Raw genomic sequence first — 13,782 nt, 5'->3', positions numbered from 1 at the left:
CACGGTATGCCCTGTGCAGGCAGGACACAAACATTCGGGGGAAAAAAGCCCTTGTGTCGCAACGGATTCCCCCCGCCGGGCAACCCGGCGGGGGGCGGAAAGTGCCGTACGGTCGGGCGTCCGGCTATGCCACGGCGGGCAGGAACGCCGGCCGAGTGCCCTCGAACTCACCGATCGCCGCCTCGTGGCGGAGGGTGAGTCCAATGTCATCCAAGCCCTCCATCAGCCGCCAACGGCTGAAGTCGTCAAGCGGGAACGACCAGCTGGCGTCGGCGACCCGGACCTCACGGGCGGCCAGGTCGACGGTCAGCTCGGCGGTCGGGTCGGCCTCGACCAGGGCCCAGATCTGCTCGATCGCGGTCAATTCCAGCTCGACCGGGAGCAGTCCCTCCTTGAGGGCGTTGCCCCGGAAGATGTCGCCGAAGCGGGGTGAGACGACCGCCCGGAACCCCCAGTCGCGCAACGCCCACACGGCGTGTTCGCGAGAGGATCCGGTGCCGAACTCGGGACCGGTGACCAGAATCGACGCACCGGAATACGCCGAATCGTTCAGCACGAATGCCGGGTCCTCCCGCCACGCGTTGAACAGACCGTCCGCGAAGCCCGTTCGGGTCACCCGCTTGAGGTACACCGCGGGGATGATCTGATCGGTATCCACGTTGGAGCGCCGCAGCGGCACGGCGGTGCCGGTGTGGGTGGTGAACCTCTCCATCTGCTGACTGCCCTTCTACAGGTCGGCGGGGGCGGCCAGCCGGCCCACCACGGCGGTGGCGGCGGCCACCGGCGGCGACACCAGGTGGGTACGACCGCCCCGGCCCTGGCGGCCCTCGAAGTTTCGGTTGGAGGTCGAGGCGGAACGCTCGCCCGGCTTCAGCGTGTCGGGGTTCATCCCCAGGCACATCGAACAGCCGGCGAAGCGCCACTCGGCACCGGCGTCGGTGAAGACCTTGTCCAGCCCCTCCGCCTCGGCCGCCAGGCGGACCACGGCGGAACCGGGTACGACGAGCATGCGTACCCCGTCGGCGACCCGGTGGCCGCGCAGCACGTCGGCGGCGGCGCGCAGGTCCTCCAGCCGGCCGTTGGTGCAGGAGCCGACGAAGACGACGTCCACGGCGAGGTCCCGCAGCGGGGTGCCGGGGGTGAGGTCCATGTACTCCAACGCGCGGCGGGCGGCGGCCTGCTCGGCGGCGTTGTCGAACGCCTCGGGTGCCGGCACGGTGCTGCCCAGCGGCGCGCCCTGCCCCGGGTTGGTGCCCCAGGTGACGAACGGGGTGATCCGGCCCGCGTCCAGGGTCACCTCCGCGTCGAAGGCCGCGCCGTCGTCGGTGGGCAGGGTCCGCCAGTACGCCAGCGCCGCGTCCCAGTCGGCCCCCTGCGGCGCGTTCGGCCGCCCCTCCAGGTACCGGAAGGTGGTCTCGTCCGGCGCGATCATGCCGGCCTTGGCGCCCCACTCGATGGACATGTTGGCGATGGTCATCCGGCCCTCCATGGAGAGCGCCCGGATCGCCTCACCCCGGTACTCCACGATGTGGCCGCGACCGCCGCCGGTGCCCACCTGCGTGATCAGCGCCAGCACCAGGTCCTTGGCGGTGACGCCGGGGCCGAGCTGCCCGACGACGTTGACCGCCATCGTCTTCGGCCGGGCCTGCGGCAGGGTCTGGGTGGCCAGCACGTGCTCCACCTCGCTGGTGCCGATGCCGAAGGCCAGCGCGCCGAACGCGCCGTGGGTGGCGGTGTGCGAGTCGCCACAGACGATCGTCATGCCCGGCTGGGTGAGGCCCAGCTGCGGGCCGATGACGTGCACGATGCCCTGGTTCTCGTCGCCCAGCGGGTGGATCTTCACACCGAACTCGGCACAGTTGCGGCGCAGCGTCTCGATCTGGGTGCGGGAGGTGGGGTCCGCGATCGTGAGCAGGTCGCCGCGACGGGACCGGAACGCCGGGTCGTCGTACCCGGTCGGGGTGTTGTGGTCCTCGGTGGCGAGGGTGAGGTCGGTCCGGCGGACCCGGCGGCCGGCCATCCGCAGCCCGTCGAAGGCCTGCGGGCTGGTCACCTCGTGGAGCAGGTGCAGGTCGATGTAGAGCAGGTCCGGCTCGCCCTCGGCGGACCGGACGACGTGTGCATCCCAGACCTTCTCGGCCAGGGTCCTCGGTCGAGTGTCTCCCACCATCTGGACATCCTAAATTCTGGGAGGTAAATTTCGGCTTGTGGGACACAGTATGAGCGGTGTCGGCGTTCTCGACAAGGCGGTGGTCATCCTGGCCGCCTGTGTCGACGGCGCCAGCCTGGCCGAACTCGTTGAACGCACCAAGCTGCCCCGGGCCACCGCGCACCGGTTGGCACAGGCGCTGGAGATCCACCGGATGCTCGTCCGGGACACCCAGGGGCGGTGGCGCCCCGGCCCCCGACTCGGCGAACTGGCCAACGCCGCCCCCGACGTCCTGCTCACCGCGGCGGAGCCACTGCTGGCCGCGCTGCGGGACGCCACGGGCGAGAGCGCCCAACTCTACCTACGCCGGGCCGACGAACGGATCTGTGTGGCCGCCGCGGAGCGGGCCAGCGGGCTGCGCGACACCGTCCCGGTCGGCTCGGTGCTGCCGATGACCGCCGGCTCGGCGGCGCAGATCCTGCTCGCCTGGGAACCGCCCGAGGCGGTGATGCCGCTGCTGCCCCGGTCGAAGTTCACCGGCCGCACCCTGGCCGAGGTACGCCGCCGGGGCTGGGCCCAGAGCATCGCCGAACGCGAGCCCGGGGTGGCGAGCGTCTCAGCCCCGATCCGGGACCGCACCGGCCGGGTGATCGCCTCGGTCAGCATCTCCGGCCCGATCGAACGCCTCGGCCGCCGCCCCGGTGAACGCCACGCCATGGCCGTGGTCCGGGCCGGCCAACGCCTCTCCGGGCTCTGACGCTCCCGCCCGCGCTCAAGACACACACGTACCCGGAAAGGGACACGGCCCCGGGGCACCCGGCCCCGGGGCCGTGCCTGCGGGGCGGCGCAGCGGACGACGGGCACCGAGCAACGGGTGACCAGGACAGGGCGCGGAGAAACGGACGCGCTCCCCCGGGGGTACGGCCCCGGTGTCGCCACGGAGAGAAACGGAAGCGGCCCGCCTCACCGGGGTGAGACGGGCCGCTGGTGCTGTAGCCCCGACCGGATTCGAACCGGCGCTACCGCCTTGAGAGGGCGGCGTCCTGGGCCGCTAGACGACGGGGCCAGAACCTTCCGTTCACCGCCCTTCCGGGCGGTGCCGCTGTACTCTATCAGAGATCTTTTCTCGCCCCCCTCGCGGGGGACTGGAGCGGACCTCCACCACAAGCCAGCGACCGACGCCCACTGGGGACGTCGGTTGCTGGGGTACCAGGACTCGAACCTAGACTAACTGAACCAGAATCAGTCGGGCTGCCAATTACCCCATACCCCATCGGCACCTTGCGGCACCGGGGGGAAACTTTACCCCCTGGCGCCCCACCGGCCAAATCGGGTTACCCAAACCGCCTCTGACCTGCGATTTCGGCCAACCCGAGCGGTGTCACACCGGGACCACCGGGTTGGTCAGCTCTCCGATGCCCTCGATGCGCACGGTGACCGTATCCCCGTCCGTGAGCGGACTAACCCCCGCCGGCGTGCCGGTCAGCACCACGTCCCCCGGCAGCAGGGTCATCACGTGGGAGATGTAGGACACCAGGGCCGGCACGTCGAAGACCATGTCCCGGGTACGACCGAGCTGGCGTACCTCCATCTCCTCCGGATCACGACCCACCTCGCAGCGGACCTCGAGGTCCCGCACGTCCAGTCCGGTGCTGATCCACGGCCCGATCGGGCAGAACGAGTCGAAGCCCTTGGCCCGGGTCCACTGGCCGTCGGAGCGCTGCAGATCCCGCGCGGTCACGTCATTGGCGCAGGTGTAGCCGAAGATGGCCCGCTCGGCGGCGGCCCGGTCGGCCCGGCGGGCCCCCGGCGCGCCGATCACCACCGCCAACTCCGCCTCGTGTTCGACCTGCCTGGTGAAGACCGGCAGTCGGATGGCGTCCCGGGGACCGATCACCGACGTGGACGGCTTGAGGAACAGCAACGGTTCCTTCGGCACCTCGTTGCCCAGCTCGGCGGCGTGTTCGGCGTAGTTGCGACCGACACACACCACCTTGCTGGGCAGGATCGGCGAGAGCAGCCGGACGTCCGACAGGGCCCAACGCGCCCCGCTGAACGTCAGCTTCCCGAACGGGTGGCCCTCGATCTCGGCGACGGTCAGGCCCTCCGGGCCGGCCTCCGGCTCGCCCTCGACGGCACCGAACGACATTCCCTTGGCATGAGCAAAACGAGCGATACGCACCCGGCCAATCTAGCCTCCCGCACCGGCGGCGCACTGTACGCCAGCCGCTGGTCACCGGGGTCGGGTTCACCATTTCGTACCCGCACGACGCCGACGCGCCCCTAGCGTCGGCGTCGGAGGTTCGAAGGTATGCCTGCTTCGAGACGACACCACAGCGCCATCGCGGTGCTCGCGCACTGCCTCGGCATCCTCGCCGCCGTACCGGCACTACCGCTGGCGGCACCGCCGCCGGCAACGGCGCCCCCGGCGACACCAGCAGCCGCTGCGGCAGCACCGGTAGCGGCACCACCAGCCGCTCCGGCAGCCTTGGCGGCAGCACCGACAGCCGCTCCGGCGATGCCGTCGGCGCCGCCGGCGGTACCGACACCGACCCGCGCACCGCTGCGGACGCCGGCCACGGCGGTGACCGTGGCGATGGCCCCGGCGGGCACCCCCGCCCCGGCCTACCGGATCCAGGTACGCAACGGCGGCAGCACGCCGGTGACGACCATGGTGCGCCAGGAGCTTCCCTCGGGATCCACGGCCACCACGGTCACCGGCGGCGGCCAGGCCGTCCCCGCCGACGGCCGGCCCGCCGAGGTCACCTGGCGGCTCACCCTGCCACCGCGCGGCACTACCACCCTGCACACCGCGCTGCGCACCACCGGACCGGACCGGCCGCTGACCGCGCCGACCTGCGCCTACGCCCTCAACGGCAACCAACCGTACGACTGCGCGACGGCGACCTGGAACGGCGCCGCGGCCGGGGCCACCGGGTCCGAGGCGGTGCCGCCGTGGCGGCGGGTCCCGGTCCTGCTCGGCGCGCTGGCCGCGGTGCTGGCCCTCGCCGGAGCCGGGGTCGGCCTGTGGTGGTGGCAACGCCGCCGCCGGCTCCGGGCCTACGCCGCCGCCTCGACACCACCGCCCGCCGCCCGTGAACCGGACCCGACGGGCACACCCGCCCCGCATGGCACACCGGGCCCAGCTGACACAGCGGCCCCATATGGCGCATCGGGCCCGCACGGCACATCGAGGCTCCGTCCGGCACCGGTCGGTGGCGGGACCGTGTACCCGTTGCCCGGGGAGCCCCGCGCGGCGGTCCGGCGCCGTACCCCGCCGGTCTGGTTGACCGTGGGGCTGGCCGCGGTGGTCCTGGCCGGGGTGGTGGGCGTGGCCGGGTGGACCGGCACCCGACAGGCCGCCTCGATCGACACCGACCAGCAGCCCACCAGTGGGGCCTGGGTGGGCAAGAGCGCCGCCGGCACCCTCGGCGTGCCGTTGCGGGAGGTGGCCTTCGAGTTCACCGTGTACCGGATCAGTTGTGCCACGGCCACCGCCGCCGGCCGGCGCTGCCAGGCCACCGTCGGTGTGCGCAACCTCACGCCGGAGCAGCAGGTCTGGCACGGGCAACTACAGCGGGCGTACCTGCCCGGCGGGACCTGGGCCAGCGCCGACCTGCTGGCGACCCAGGCTGCCAACCAGGGACGGGACGTCTTCGCCGCGCCGGTCGCCGCCGGCAGCCGGGTGGTGCTGCCGCTGGTGTTCAGCGTCGCCGGCCGGGAGCCACCCACCCACCTGGAGCTGCGCAGCGGCGTCTTCTCCGCCGGGGTGCGGGTCGACGTGCCCTGAACCACCGGCGCCGGCGGCGGTCGTAGGCTGGTCACCGTGACCGCCGCCCTCGCTCCCACCGCCTGGGCCGCCCTCTCCCGGGCGCACGAGGAGCGCGCCGACGCCCTGACCGCCGGACACCGGGCCCGCCGGGCCACCGGGGAACGCCACGCGATCGACGACTTTCTGTACGACTACTACGGCACCCGGCCCGCCGTGCTGCGCCGCTGGCATCCCGGCGTGGGCGTCGGTCTGGAACCGGGACCGCACGGCGCCGCCCCGCACCGGCAGTGGCGGTGGTACGCCACGGACCCGGACGGGACCGTGCGCCTCGACGTCGCGGCGTTCCTCGCCGACCGGGCCGATTCGGTGCGCTTCATCCGTCGACTGTTGTCCGCCATCTCGTCCCGACCGGCCTTCACCGGCTGCTTCGGTCTGCACGAGTGGGCGATGGTGTACCGCCAACGTGAACATCGGCATCCGCTCCCGCTGCGACTCGGGCAGGAGGGCACCGACACGGTGGTCGAGTCCCACCAGATCCGCTGCACGCACTTCGACGCGTTCCGGTTCTTCACCCCCGACGCGGTCGGCCGCAACCTGCTCCAACCCACCCGGGAGAGCCAGGTGGAGCTGGACCAGCCGGGCTGCCTGCACGCCTCGATGGACTGCCACAAGTGGGCGACCAAGCTGGGCCCCACGGTTGCCGGGGAGCTGGCGCTGGACTGCTTCGAGTTGGCCCGCGACATCCGGCTGCTCGACATGCGGGCGTCCCCGTACGACTTCTCGTCGTACGGCCAACCGGCGGTGGCCATCGAGACACCGGAGGGCAAGGCCGAGTACGTCGCCCGGCAACGCCAGTTCGCCGCGCGCGCGGGCCGCCTACGTAGCCGGTTGATCGAGGTCTGCGACACCGTGCTCGACCCCGACCGTTAGCTCGGCGCCGCCGGCGTCACCACCTGCGGCAGCGGTGAGAGGGGTTCCCCGCTATACCGGATCCGTTAAGCAGGGGCCCTTCCTTACTCAGTCGTCGTCGGCGCGGCGGTCGCGTTTGCGCTGGGACTGGCGCTTCTTGTCGGCCAGTCGGCGTTCCTTCGCGCCGCGCGAGGGGCGGGTCGGGCGGCGCGGCGGTGGCGGTGGGGCGACGGCCGCGCGTAGCAACGCGGCCATCCGCTCCCGGGCGGCCTCGCGGTTGGCCAGTTGCGCCCGGTGTTCGCTGGCGGTCACCGTGAGCACCCCGTCGACCAGCTTGCCGGCGAGTCGCTCCAGGGCCCGGGTACGCAGGAACTCCGGCACGCTCGGCGAGCCGGCCAGGTCGAAGCTGAGCTCGACCCGCGAGTCGGTGGTGTTCACGCCCTGCCCGCCCGGCCCGGACGAGCGGGAGAAGCGTTCCCGGAGCTCGGCCTCGGGAACGCTCAGCCGGTCGGTCACCCGCAGTCCGTCGTCCACCCCCTGAGGTTAGGCCCCCGGCCGCTCTTGATCGACTCGATATCCGGGACGGGACCGCCGTCGGCCCGCCGTCCCGTGGATCCCCGACCGACAGGTGCGCGGAGACGTCCCGCAGGTCCCACGCTCAGCCGCCCTTGCCGATGATCGTGTCGGCGGTCTGCTGCACCTGTTCGATCGGGATGGCGAAGCCGATCCCGATCGAACCGTTGCCGTCGATGGTGGCGATCGCGGTGTTCACCCCGACCACCTCGCCCCGGGCGTTGACCAGGGGGCCGCCGGAGTTGCCGGGGTTGATGGAGGCGTCGGTCTGCACCGCCGAGTGCCGGGAGGTACCCAGCCGGACCTGCCGGTCCAGCGCGCTGACGATGCCGGCGGTGACCGTGCCGGAGAGGCCGAGCGGTGAGCCGACCGCCAACACCGGCTCGCCCACCCGGGTACCGCCCGGTTTGGCCAGCGGCAGCGGGGCCAGACCGGCGGCCGGGGGGACCCGCAGGACCGCCAGGTCGCTGCCGGGTTCCCGGCCGACCACCTCGGCCGGGAACCGCCGGCCGTTGGGGGCCTCGACGGTCACCTGCCGGCCGTCGCCCTTGGCCAGGATGTGGTCGTTGGTGATGATGTGCTGCTGGTCGTCGATGGCGAAGCCGCTGCCGGTGGCGGACCGCCCGCCCGCACCACCGACCAGCACGGACACCACCCCGGGCACGGTCTTCTCGGCGGCGCTCACCAACTCCGCCGGCACCGCCGCCGCCGAGGCCGCCGGTTGGGGCGCGCCGTCCTGGCTGGCCACCCAGCCACCGGCCAGCGCGCCGGAGAGGGTGGAGAGCGCCACCACCGTCAGCCCGGCCAGCAGCCGGCCGGGTCGGCGGTGCCGCCGGTAGGCCGACCCCGTACCGGGCACGGCCCAGCCACCGGCCGGGTCCGGATGCAGGTCCGGCGAGACGAACCACGGTCCCCGGGGCTCACCGAGTCCGGTCTGTGCTGCCATTTTGTCGCTCCTCACTGCCGGGGCTCAGAGTGCCGGGGCGCTCAGGGGGTCGGGCCGGGTCAGGGCAGGCGGGAGAACCAGCGCATCGATCCGGCCGCCGCGGCCATCGCGAACACCAGCCCGAACCCGATGAACCGGGCCGAGATGTCCTGTTGTTGCAGGCGGTACCCGACGGACGTGCCGATGTCCTCGTAGACCGCCCGTAGCTCCGCGCTGCTGGCGGCCTCGTGGAAGCCGCCCCCGGTCTCCTGGGCCACCGCCCGCAGGGTCTGCCCGTCCACCGGGACCTGGATCGGTCGGCCGCCCCGGTCGACGAAGCCGGCCGGGGTGCCGAAGGAGATGGCGTGCACCGGCACCTCGACCGCGACGGCCTCGGCCGCCGCCTCCATCGGGTCCATCCCGGAGGTGTTCGCCCCGTCGGAGAGCAGGATGATCCGCGCCGGTGGGGGCTTCGTCGCCGCCTCACTGTCCAGCGCCCGGATCGCGCCGAGCGAGGTGCTGATCGCCTCGCCGATCGCGGTGCCCTGGACCCCGGTGCTCCCCTCGGCCAGCCGGTCGATGCCGCCGTGCAGGGCCTCCCGGTCGGTGTCCGGCGGCACCATCACGGCGGCGCTGCCGGCGAAGGCGACCAGGCCCACGTTGAACTCGTCGGGCAGGCCGTCGACGAATTCCCGGGCCGCCGACTTGGCCGCGCTGAGCCGGTCCGGTCCGACGTCGGTGGCCAGCATGGAGGTGGAGACGTCCACCGCCACCACGACCGTGGCGCGTTCCCGGGGCACCCGCACCTCGGCCGCGGGTCGGGCGAAGCCCATCACCAGCAACCCCAACATCACCAGGAACAACCCCGCCGGTACGTGTCGACGCCAGGCGGGCCGCTCCGGTGCAACCCGGTCCAGCAACCGCAGGTTGGTGAAACGGACGGCGTACCGGCTGTGCCGGCGCTGCACGAGCAGGTAGCCGACGGCCAGCGCCAGCACGCCGAGCAGCAACCAGAGTCGGACGGGTGACTGCCAGCTCACGCCACACCTCCCCGGGCGGCGGCGGGTGCGGTCGCCAACTGACGTTGGGCGTGCACGTGCCGCACGATGTCGGCCGTCCAGTCCCGGTCGGTGCGCAACGACAGGTGTGCCGCCCCGCACCGGCGCAGCGCCTGGCGTACCTGGTCGCGTTGGTTCGCGGCGGCCACCGCGTACCGTTCGCGCAACCGGCGGTCGCTGGTGCAGACCTCGCGGCGACGGCCGGTCTCCGGGTCGACCAGGGTGACCACACCGACGTCGGGCAGTTCCAACTCCCGTGGGTCGGTCACCTCCACGGCAAGCACCTGGTGCCGGACGGCGAGCCGGCGCAGCACCACCTCCCAGGGCGACGGCTGTCCAGGATCGTCGGGCAGGCCGTCGAGGAAGTCCGAGACCACGACCAGCAGGCCACGCCGGTGGGCGACCCGGTGGGCGGCACCCAACGCCTCAACCAGCGTCGCCCCACCCCCCACCACCCCTCCGGTAAGGAAGGGCCCCTGCTTAACGGATTCGGTATAGCGGGGAACCCTTCTCACACCTGCCGTCATGGCGCGCGGGGCGGTCAGCAGCATGCGCAACAGACCGAGCAGATGGGTACGACCGGAGCGGGCCGGCACGTGGCGCACCGTCGACGGACCGAGCACCTGGGCGCCCAACCGGTTGCCGGTGCCGGCGGTGAGGAACCCGACCGCCGCGACGGCGGCCACCGTCAGCTCCCGCTTGTCCAGTTCGGCGGTGCCGAACTCCATGCTGGGGCTGGCATCCACCACCACCCAGGTGGTCAGCTCCCGGTCGGCGTCGACCTCGCGTACGTGCGGGAGGCCGGTCCGGGCGGTCACCGCCCAGTCCATCCGGCGTACCTCGTCCTCCCCCGGCCGGTACTCGCGGCTGCCGGTGGGCTCGCTGCCCGGACCGGGGAGCAGTCCCCGGTACTGGCCGTGCAGCAGGCCGTTCAGCCGACGGGTCACCACCAGTTCCAGTCGACGCAGCCGCTGCTCGGCGCTGAGTTCGGCCAACCCGGGATCGGCCGGGACCGACCAGCGGGTACGCGTACCGCGCTCGCTCATGTGGTGCAGGCCGGGCATGCCCTCGCGGCCCTCGCTCCGCTCGGTGCGCTCGCTCATGTGGTGCTGGCCAGGTCGCCGGAGCCGCTGGCCGGGGAGTCGGCGACGTAACCGGTGGGTTGTTCGTGGCGGCCGGGAGCGATGCGGGGTGGGGGTACCGCGGACAGCAGGCGACGGACCACGCTCTCGGCGGAGATCCCGTCGGCCACCGCGTCGAAGGTGAGGACCAACCGGTGGGCCAGCACGTCCACCGCCAGTTCGCGGACGTCCTCGGGCAGCACGTACTCCCGTCCGCGCAGCAGCGCCTGGGCCCGGGCGGCGGAGACCAGCCCCAGGGTGGCGCGGGGGCTGGCGCCGTAGGCCAGCAGCGGCGCGACCTCGGGCGCCCCGAACCGGGCCGGGTCGCGGGTGGCCAGGATGAGCCGGACGACGTACTCGGCCAGGGCGTGGTGGACGAAGACCTGGCCGGCCCGGCGTTGCCACTCGCGCAGCCGGTACGGGTCGAGCACCTGCCGGGCCTTCGGCCGGTGGGTGCTCATCCGGTAGAGGATGGCCAGTTCGTCGGCGGCGCTGGGGTAGTCCACGACGATCTTCATCAGGAACCGGTCGCGTTGCGCCTCCGGCAACTGGTAGACGCCCTCCGACTCGATCGGGTTCTGGGTGGCCAGCACCAGGAACGGCTCGGGCACCTCGAAGGTCCGGCCGCCGATCGACACCTGGTGTTCGGCCATCGCCTCCAGCAGTGCCGACTGCACCTTCGCCGGGGCGCGGTTGATCTCGTCGGCGAGTACCAGGTTGGCCATCACCGGGCCGAGTTCCACGTCGAAGGTCTCCGACGACGACCGGTAGATGCGGGTGCCGACGATGTCCGAGGGGACCAGGTCGGGTGTGAACTGGATCCGGGAGAACGTGCCGCCGACCGCGGTGGCCAGGGTCTGCACGGCGAGCGTCTTGGCCACGCCGGGCACGCCCTCCAGCAGGCAGTGGCCGTCGGCGACGAGCGCGGTGAGCAGCCGGTCGACGAGCCGGTCCTGCCCGACGATCACTCGCTTGACCTCGAAGAGGGTCTGTTCCAGGTCGGTACCGCTCGCGTGCGGATCGACCGGGGTGGGCACGCTGACCAGGGTGTCCGAGATGTCCGTCACGGTGCTTGCTTCCCGTGGCGGAGCCCCGGCAAACGTCGGATTCCCGCGCCGACAGGTCGGTTACCGGCCCTGACCGGCACGCTCACCCTCGCACCTGGACAAGCCGGACACGTACCCCCGACGCCCCGGTGCCGGCCACCCGTCTCGCGGGTGGCCGGCAGGGGTCGAGCGGTGGATCTCAGCGGACGGAGACCGCTGCGGTGGAACCGATGGGCGGGAACCCGCGAACCGGTCCGGTCAGCGGGTGAAGACCGCCAGGTGGAACGGCCGGTCCGACGGCACGCCGGACGAGTCGTAGGTCTGCACGAACACGGCGTTCGGCGTGATCAGGCGCGGTGCGACCGAGATTTCCCCGGCCGGCGGGATGCAGCAGTCGGTGTCGGTGCCGATGGTGGCCACGTACGCGCCCCGGGTCAGGTTCCGGTTGAACAGGACCTGGTACTGCCCCGGGCCGTACTTGGTGGCCGAGACCGCGTCGTTGCCCCGGATGAGGTTGCCGGCGGCACCGACCACGGCGAACGAGGTCGAGCCGTTGACGTAGTTGGTGCCTACCGACTTCTTCAGCGCCGCCTTCGCCTGGCGTACCTCCTCGGGTGTCACCTGGGGCTGACCGCCGTTGGCGGCCGCCCGCAGGCCGGGTTGCGCGGAGTCGATCGCGGTCTTGGTCGCCGTGGTCGGCTGGGCGGCGGCGGCGATGCCACCACCGGCGAGGGTCAGCGCGAGGACGCCGACCGCCACCGCCACCGACCTACGTGAGAAGAGCTTGGCCATGACAGATTTCTCCCTTGATTGACCGATGGTGATACGACCGATCCACCTTAGGCGGGTCGGATAATTGCAGTAAATTGCGTCGAGGGCGAGCGTCTACCGCCGCCCACAGCATGGCCAACCGAGCACGACAGACTGGATTTCCTAGATCAATAACCAGGCTGACCAGGGGATATGACGTGAAGTTTTGGCGCCTCAACCAGGTGGAAACTAGCACCACGAAAACCGGACAGTCAATAGTCGATCACCGCATGTCGCATCATTGTCAGGGCTGGCCTAAATTGCGAAACACGAACGCTTCACCATTCACCAAAAGCCGATCGAGATCCGGTAACGTGGCCGCGTGCCCAGCCGTACCGAATCCGAACCCGGCGCCGTCCCCACAGCCCCCGGCGCCGTCCCCGCCGGCACGCCACGGCGTCGATCAGTCGTGGTGTTCACCGCGGCCACGGCGGCCTGCTGGGCGATCGTCGCGCCCGGGGTCGGCTGGACAGTGGTACGGCTGCTCGGGGCCGAACGCGGGCCGCTGGTACAACTGGTCGCCTTCACGCCGTACCTGGTCCTCTGGTCGGTGGTGCCGTTGCTGCTCGCCCTCGCGCTACGGCGGCGCGGGCCGGCGGTCGTCGCGGCGGTGACCGCGCTGGCGGTGACCGCGCTGGTCGCGCCCCGGGCGGTCGGCACGGCGCAGCCGGCCACCACCGGGCCGACACTGCGGATCCTCACCGCCAACGTGCTGGCCGGCGCGGGCGACGCGCAACGACTGGTCGACCTGGTCCGCGCCGACGAGGTCGACATCCTCGTCATGCAGGAGTTCACCCCGGACCTGGCGGCCGAGCTCGACCGGCGTGGACTGGCCGGGCTGCTGCCGCACCGGCAGAGCAACCCCCAGGTGGGCACGGTCGGCTCGGCGCTCTACGCCCGCCTGCCCGTCACCGACGGCGGCATCCGGCACAACCGGGGCGGCTGGGGCTTCAGCCAGGCCTACGGCACGGTCACCCTGCCCGGTGCTCCCCCGGTACGCGTCGAGTCCGCACACCCGTCCGCCCCGTACGCGATCGACCAGGTCGGCCCGTGGCGCGCGGACCTGGCGGCCCAGCCACCGGCCACCCCGGACGGGATGCTGCAGATCCTGGCCGGGGACTTCAACGCCACGCTCGACCATGCACCGCTACGGGCCCTGCTCGACACCGGGTACGCCGACGCCGCCGACGCCGTGGGCGCGGGGCTGGTCGGCACCTGGGGCCCGTACGACGGCGCTCTGATCCCCCCGGTGGTCATCGACCACGTACTGGTCGACCGGCGGATCGCGGTCCGCTCCGTCGAGGTGCACGCGGTCGGCGGCAGCGACCACCGGGCCGTCCTGGCCGAGCTCCGCCTCCCCGCCGGCTGAGACCGGCCGCACACGTTTGCCGCACTTGCGTCGCGCGTCGGGGTGGTGAG

Annotated in this window: 13 protein-coding genes and 2 tRNA genes; 4 read left to right on the top strand and 11 right to left on the bottom strand. The window is 72.4% G+C overall.

The features are described from left to right. Window positions 1–124 precede the first annotated feature (124 nt). Both leuD and leuC read right to left on the bottom strand, forming a co-directional pair. Complete coding sequence (gene leuD / locus GA0070617_RS08465; RefSeq protein ID WP_091435459.1) at window positions 125–712, bottom strand: 3-isopropylmalate dehydratase small subunit; 588 nt, start codon at window positions 710–712, stop codon at window positions 125–127. 15 nt (window positions 713–727) lie between these two features. Next, on the bottom strand, window positions 728–2,170 hold the full coding sequence (gene leuC / locus GA0070617_RS08460) for a 3-isopropylmalate dehydratase large subunit (RefSeq protein ID WP_091435458.1): 1,443 nt from the start codon (window positions 2,168–2,170) through the stop codon (window positions 728–730). A 49-nt stretch (window positions 2,171–2,219) separates the two neighbouring features. Here leuC and GA0070617_RS08455 point away from each other — a divergent pair, with 49 nt between their 5' ends. Further along, window positions 2,220–2,906 carry an IclR family transcriptional regulator gene (locus GA0070617_RS08455; RefSeq protein ID WP_091435457.1) on the top strand — a complete coding sequence of 229 codons (687 nt, stop codon included), beginning with the start codon at window positions 2,220–2,222 and terminating at the stop codon, window positions 2,904–2,906. Between the two features lie 236 nt (window positions 2,907–3,142). On the opposite strand, the gene GA0070617_RS08450 is transcribed toward GA0070617_RS08455, so the two are convergent. The 3 genes from GA0070617_RS08450 to GA0070617_RS08440 all read right to left on the bottom strand — a co-directional run bounded on the left by GA0070617_RS08450 (window position 3,143) and on the right by GA0070617_RS08440 (window position 4,331). After that, window positions 3,143–3,215 (bottom strand) — tRNA-Glu (locus GA0070617_RS08450). Between the two features lie 135 nt (window positions 3,216–3,350). Next, window positions 3,351–3,422 (bottom strand) — tRNA-Gln (locus tag GA0070617_RS08445). A 108-nt stretch (window positions 3,423–3,530) separates the two neighbouring features. Continuing rightward, window positions 3,531–4,331: a fumarylacetoacetate hydrolase family protein gene (locus GA0070617_RS08440; protein WP_091435456.1), complete on the bottom strand. Its 801-nt coding sequence runs from the start codon at window positions 4,329–4,331 to the stop codon at window positions 3,531–3,533. 129 nt (window positions 4,332–4,460) lie between these two features. On the opposite strand from GA0070617_RS08440, the gene GA0070617_RS08435 reads away from it, so the two are divergent. Together GA0070617_RS08435 and GA0070617_RS08430 are read left to right on the top strand one after the other, a co-directional pair. Then, window positions 4,461–5,939 carry a hypothetical protein gene (locus GA0070617_RS08435; protein ID WP_091435455.1) on the top strand — a complete coding sequence of 493 codons (1,479 nt, stop codon included), beginning with the start codon at window positions 4,461–4,463 and terminating at the stop codon, window positions 5,937–5,939. A gap of 36 nt (window positions 5,940–5,975) precedes the next feature. Then, entirely contained in the window at window positions 5,976–6,851 is an 876-nt protein-coding gene (locus tag GA0070617_RS08430; RefSeq protein ID WP_229688091.1) for a 3-methyladenine DNA glycosylase, read from the top strand. A gap of 87 nt (window positions 6,852–6,938) precedes the next feature. Here GA0070617_RS08430 and arfB read toward each other — a convergent pair whose 3' ends face one another. From arfB to GA0070617_RS08400, 6 genes are all read right to left on the bottom strand, one after another. Further along, entirely contained in the window at window positions 6,939–7,364 is a 426-nt protein-coding gene (gene arfB / locus GA0070617_RS08425) for an alternative ribosome rescue aminoacyl-tRNA hydrolase ArfB (protein WP_091435453.1), read from the bottom strand. A 124-nt stretch (window positions 7,365–7,488) separates the two neighbouring features. Continuing rightward, complete coding sequence (locus GA0070617_RS08420) at window positions 7,489–8,349, bottom strand: S1C family serine protease (protein ID WP_091435452.1); 861 nt, start codon at window positions 8,347–8,349, stop codon at window positions 7,489–7,491. Window positions 8,350–8,408: 59 nt separating this feature from the next. After that, window positions 8,409–9,368 (bottom strand): VWA domain-containing protein, encoded by a 960-nt coding sequence (locus tag GA0070617_RS08415; protein ID WP_091435451.1) that lies wholly within the window; start codon window positions 9,366–9,368, stop codon window positions 8,409–8,411. Continuing rightward, the gene (locus GA0070617_RS32535; RefSeq protein ID WP_483308352.1) at window positions 9,365–10,216 is read right to left on the bottom strand and encodes a DUF58 domain-containing protein; all 852 of its coding nucleotides are present in this window, start codon (window positions 10,214–10,216) and stop codon (window positions 9,365–9,367) included. The genes GA0070617_RS08415 and GA0070617_RS32535 overlap by 4 nt, the downstream gene beginning before the upstream one ends. 269 nt (window positions 10,217–10,485) lie before the next feature. Continuing rightward, window positions 10,486–11,574 (bottom strand): AAA family ATPase, encoded by a 1,089-nt coding sequence (locus tag GA0070617_RS08405; RefSeq protein ID WP_091435450.1) that lies wholly within the window; start codon window positions 11,572–11,574, stop codon window positions 10,486–10,488. A gap of 237 nt (window positions 11,575–11,811) precedes the next feature. After that, window positions 11,812–12,345, bottom strand: a complete 534-nt coding sequence (locus GA0070617_RS08400; RefSeq protein ID WP_091435449.1) for a hypothetical protein — start codon at window positions 12,343–12,345, stop codon at window positions 11,812–11,814. Window positions 12,346–12,772: 427 nt separating this feature from the next. Here GA0070617_RS08400 and GA0070617_RS08395 point away from each other — a divergent pair, with 427 nt between their 5' ends. Beyond that, the gene (locus GA0070617_RS08395) at window positions 12,773–13,732 is read left to right on the top strand and encodes an endonuclease/exonuclease/phosphatase family protein (protein ID WP_091435448.1); all 960 of its coding nucleotides are present in this window, start codon (window positions 12,773–12,775) and stop codon (window positions 13,730–13,732) included. Window positions 13,733–13,782: the final 50 nt, after the last annotated feature.

The sequence above is a fragment of the Micromonospora yangpuensis genome, from assembly GCF_900091615.1.
Lineage (GTDB): Bacteria > Actinomycetota > Actinomycetes > Mycobacteriales > Micromonosporaceae > Micromonospora > Micromonospora yangpuensis.
Note: the sequence above shows the minus strand (reverse complement) of the source record. Positions and strands in the feature narration are given on the sequence as shown.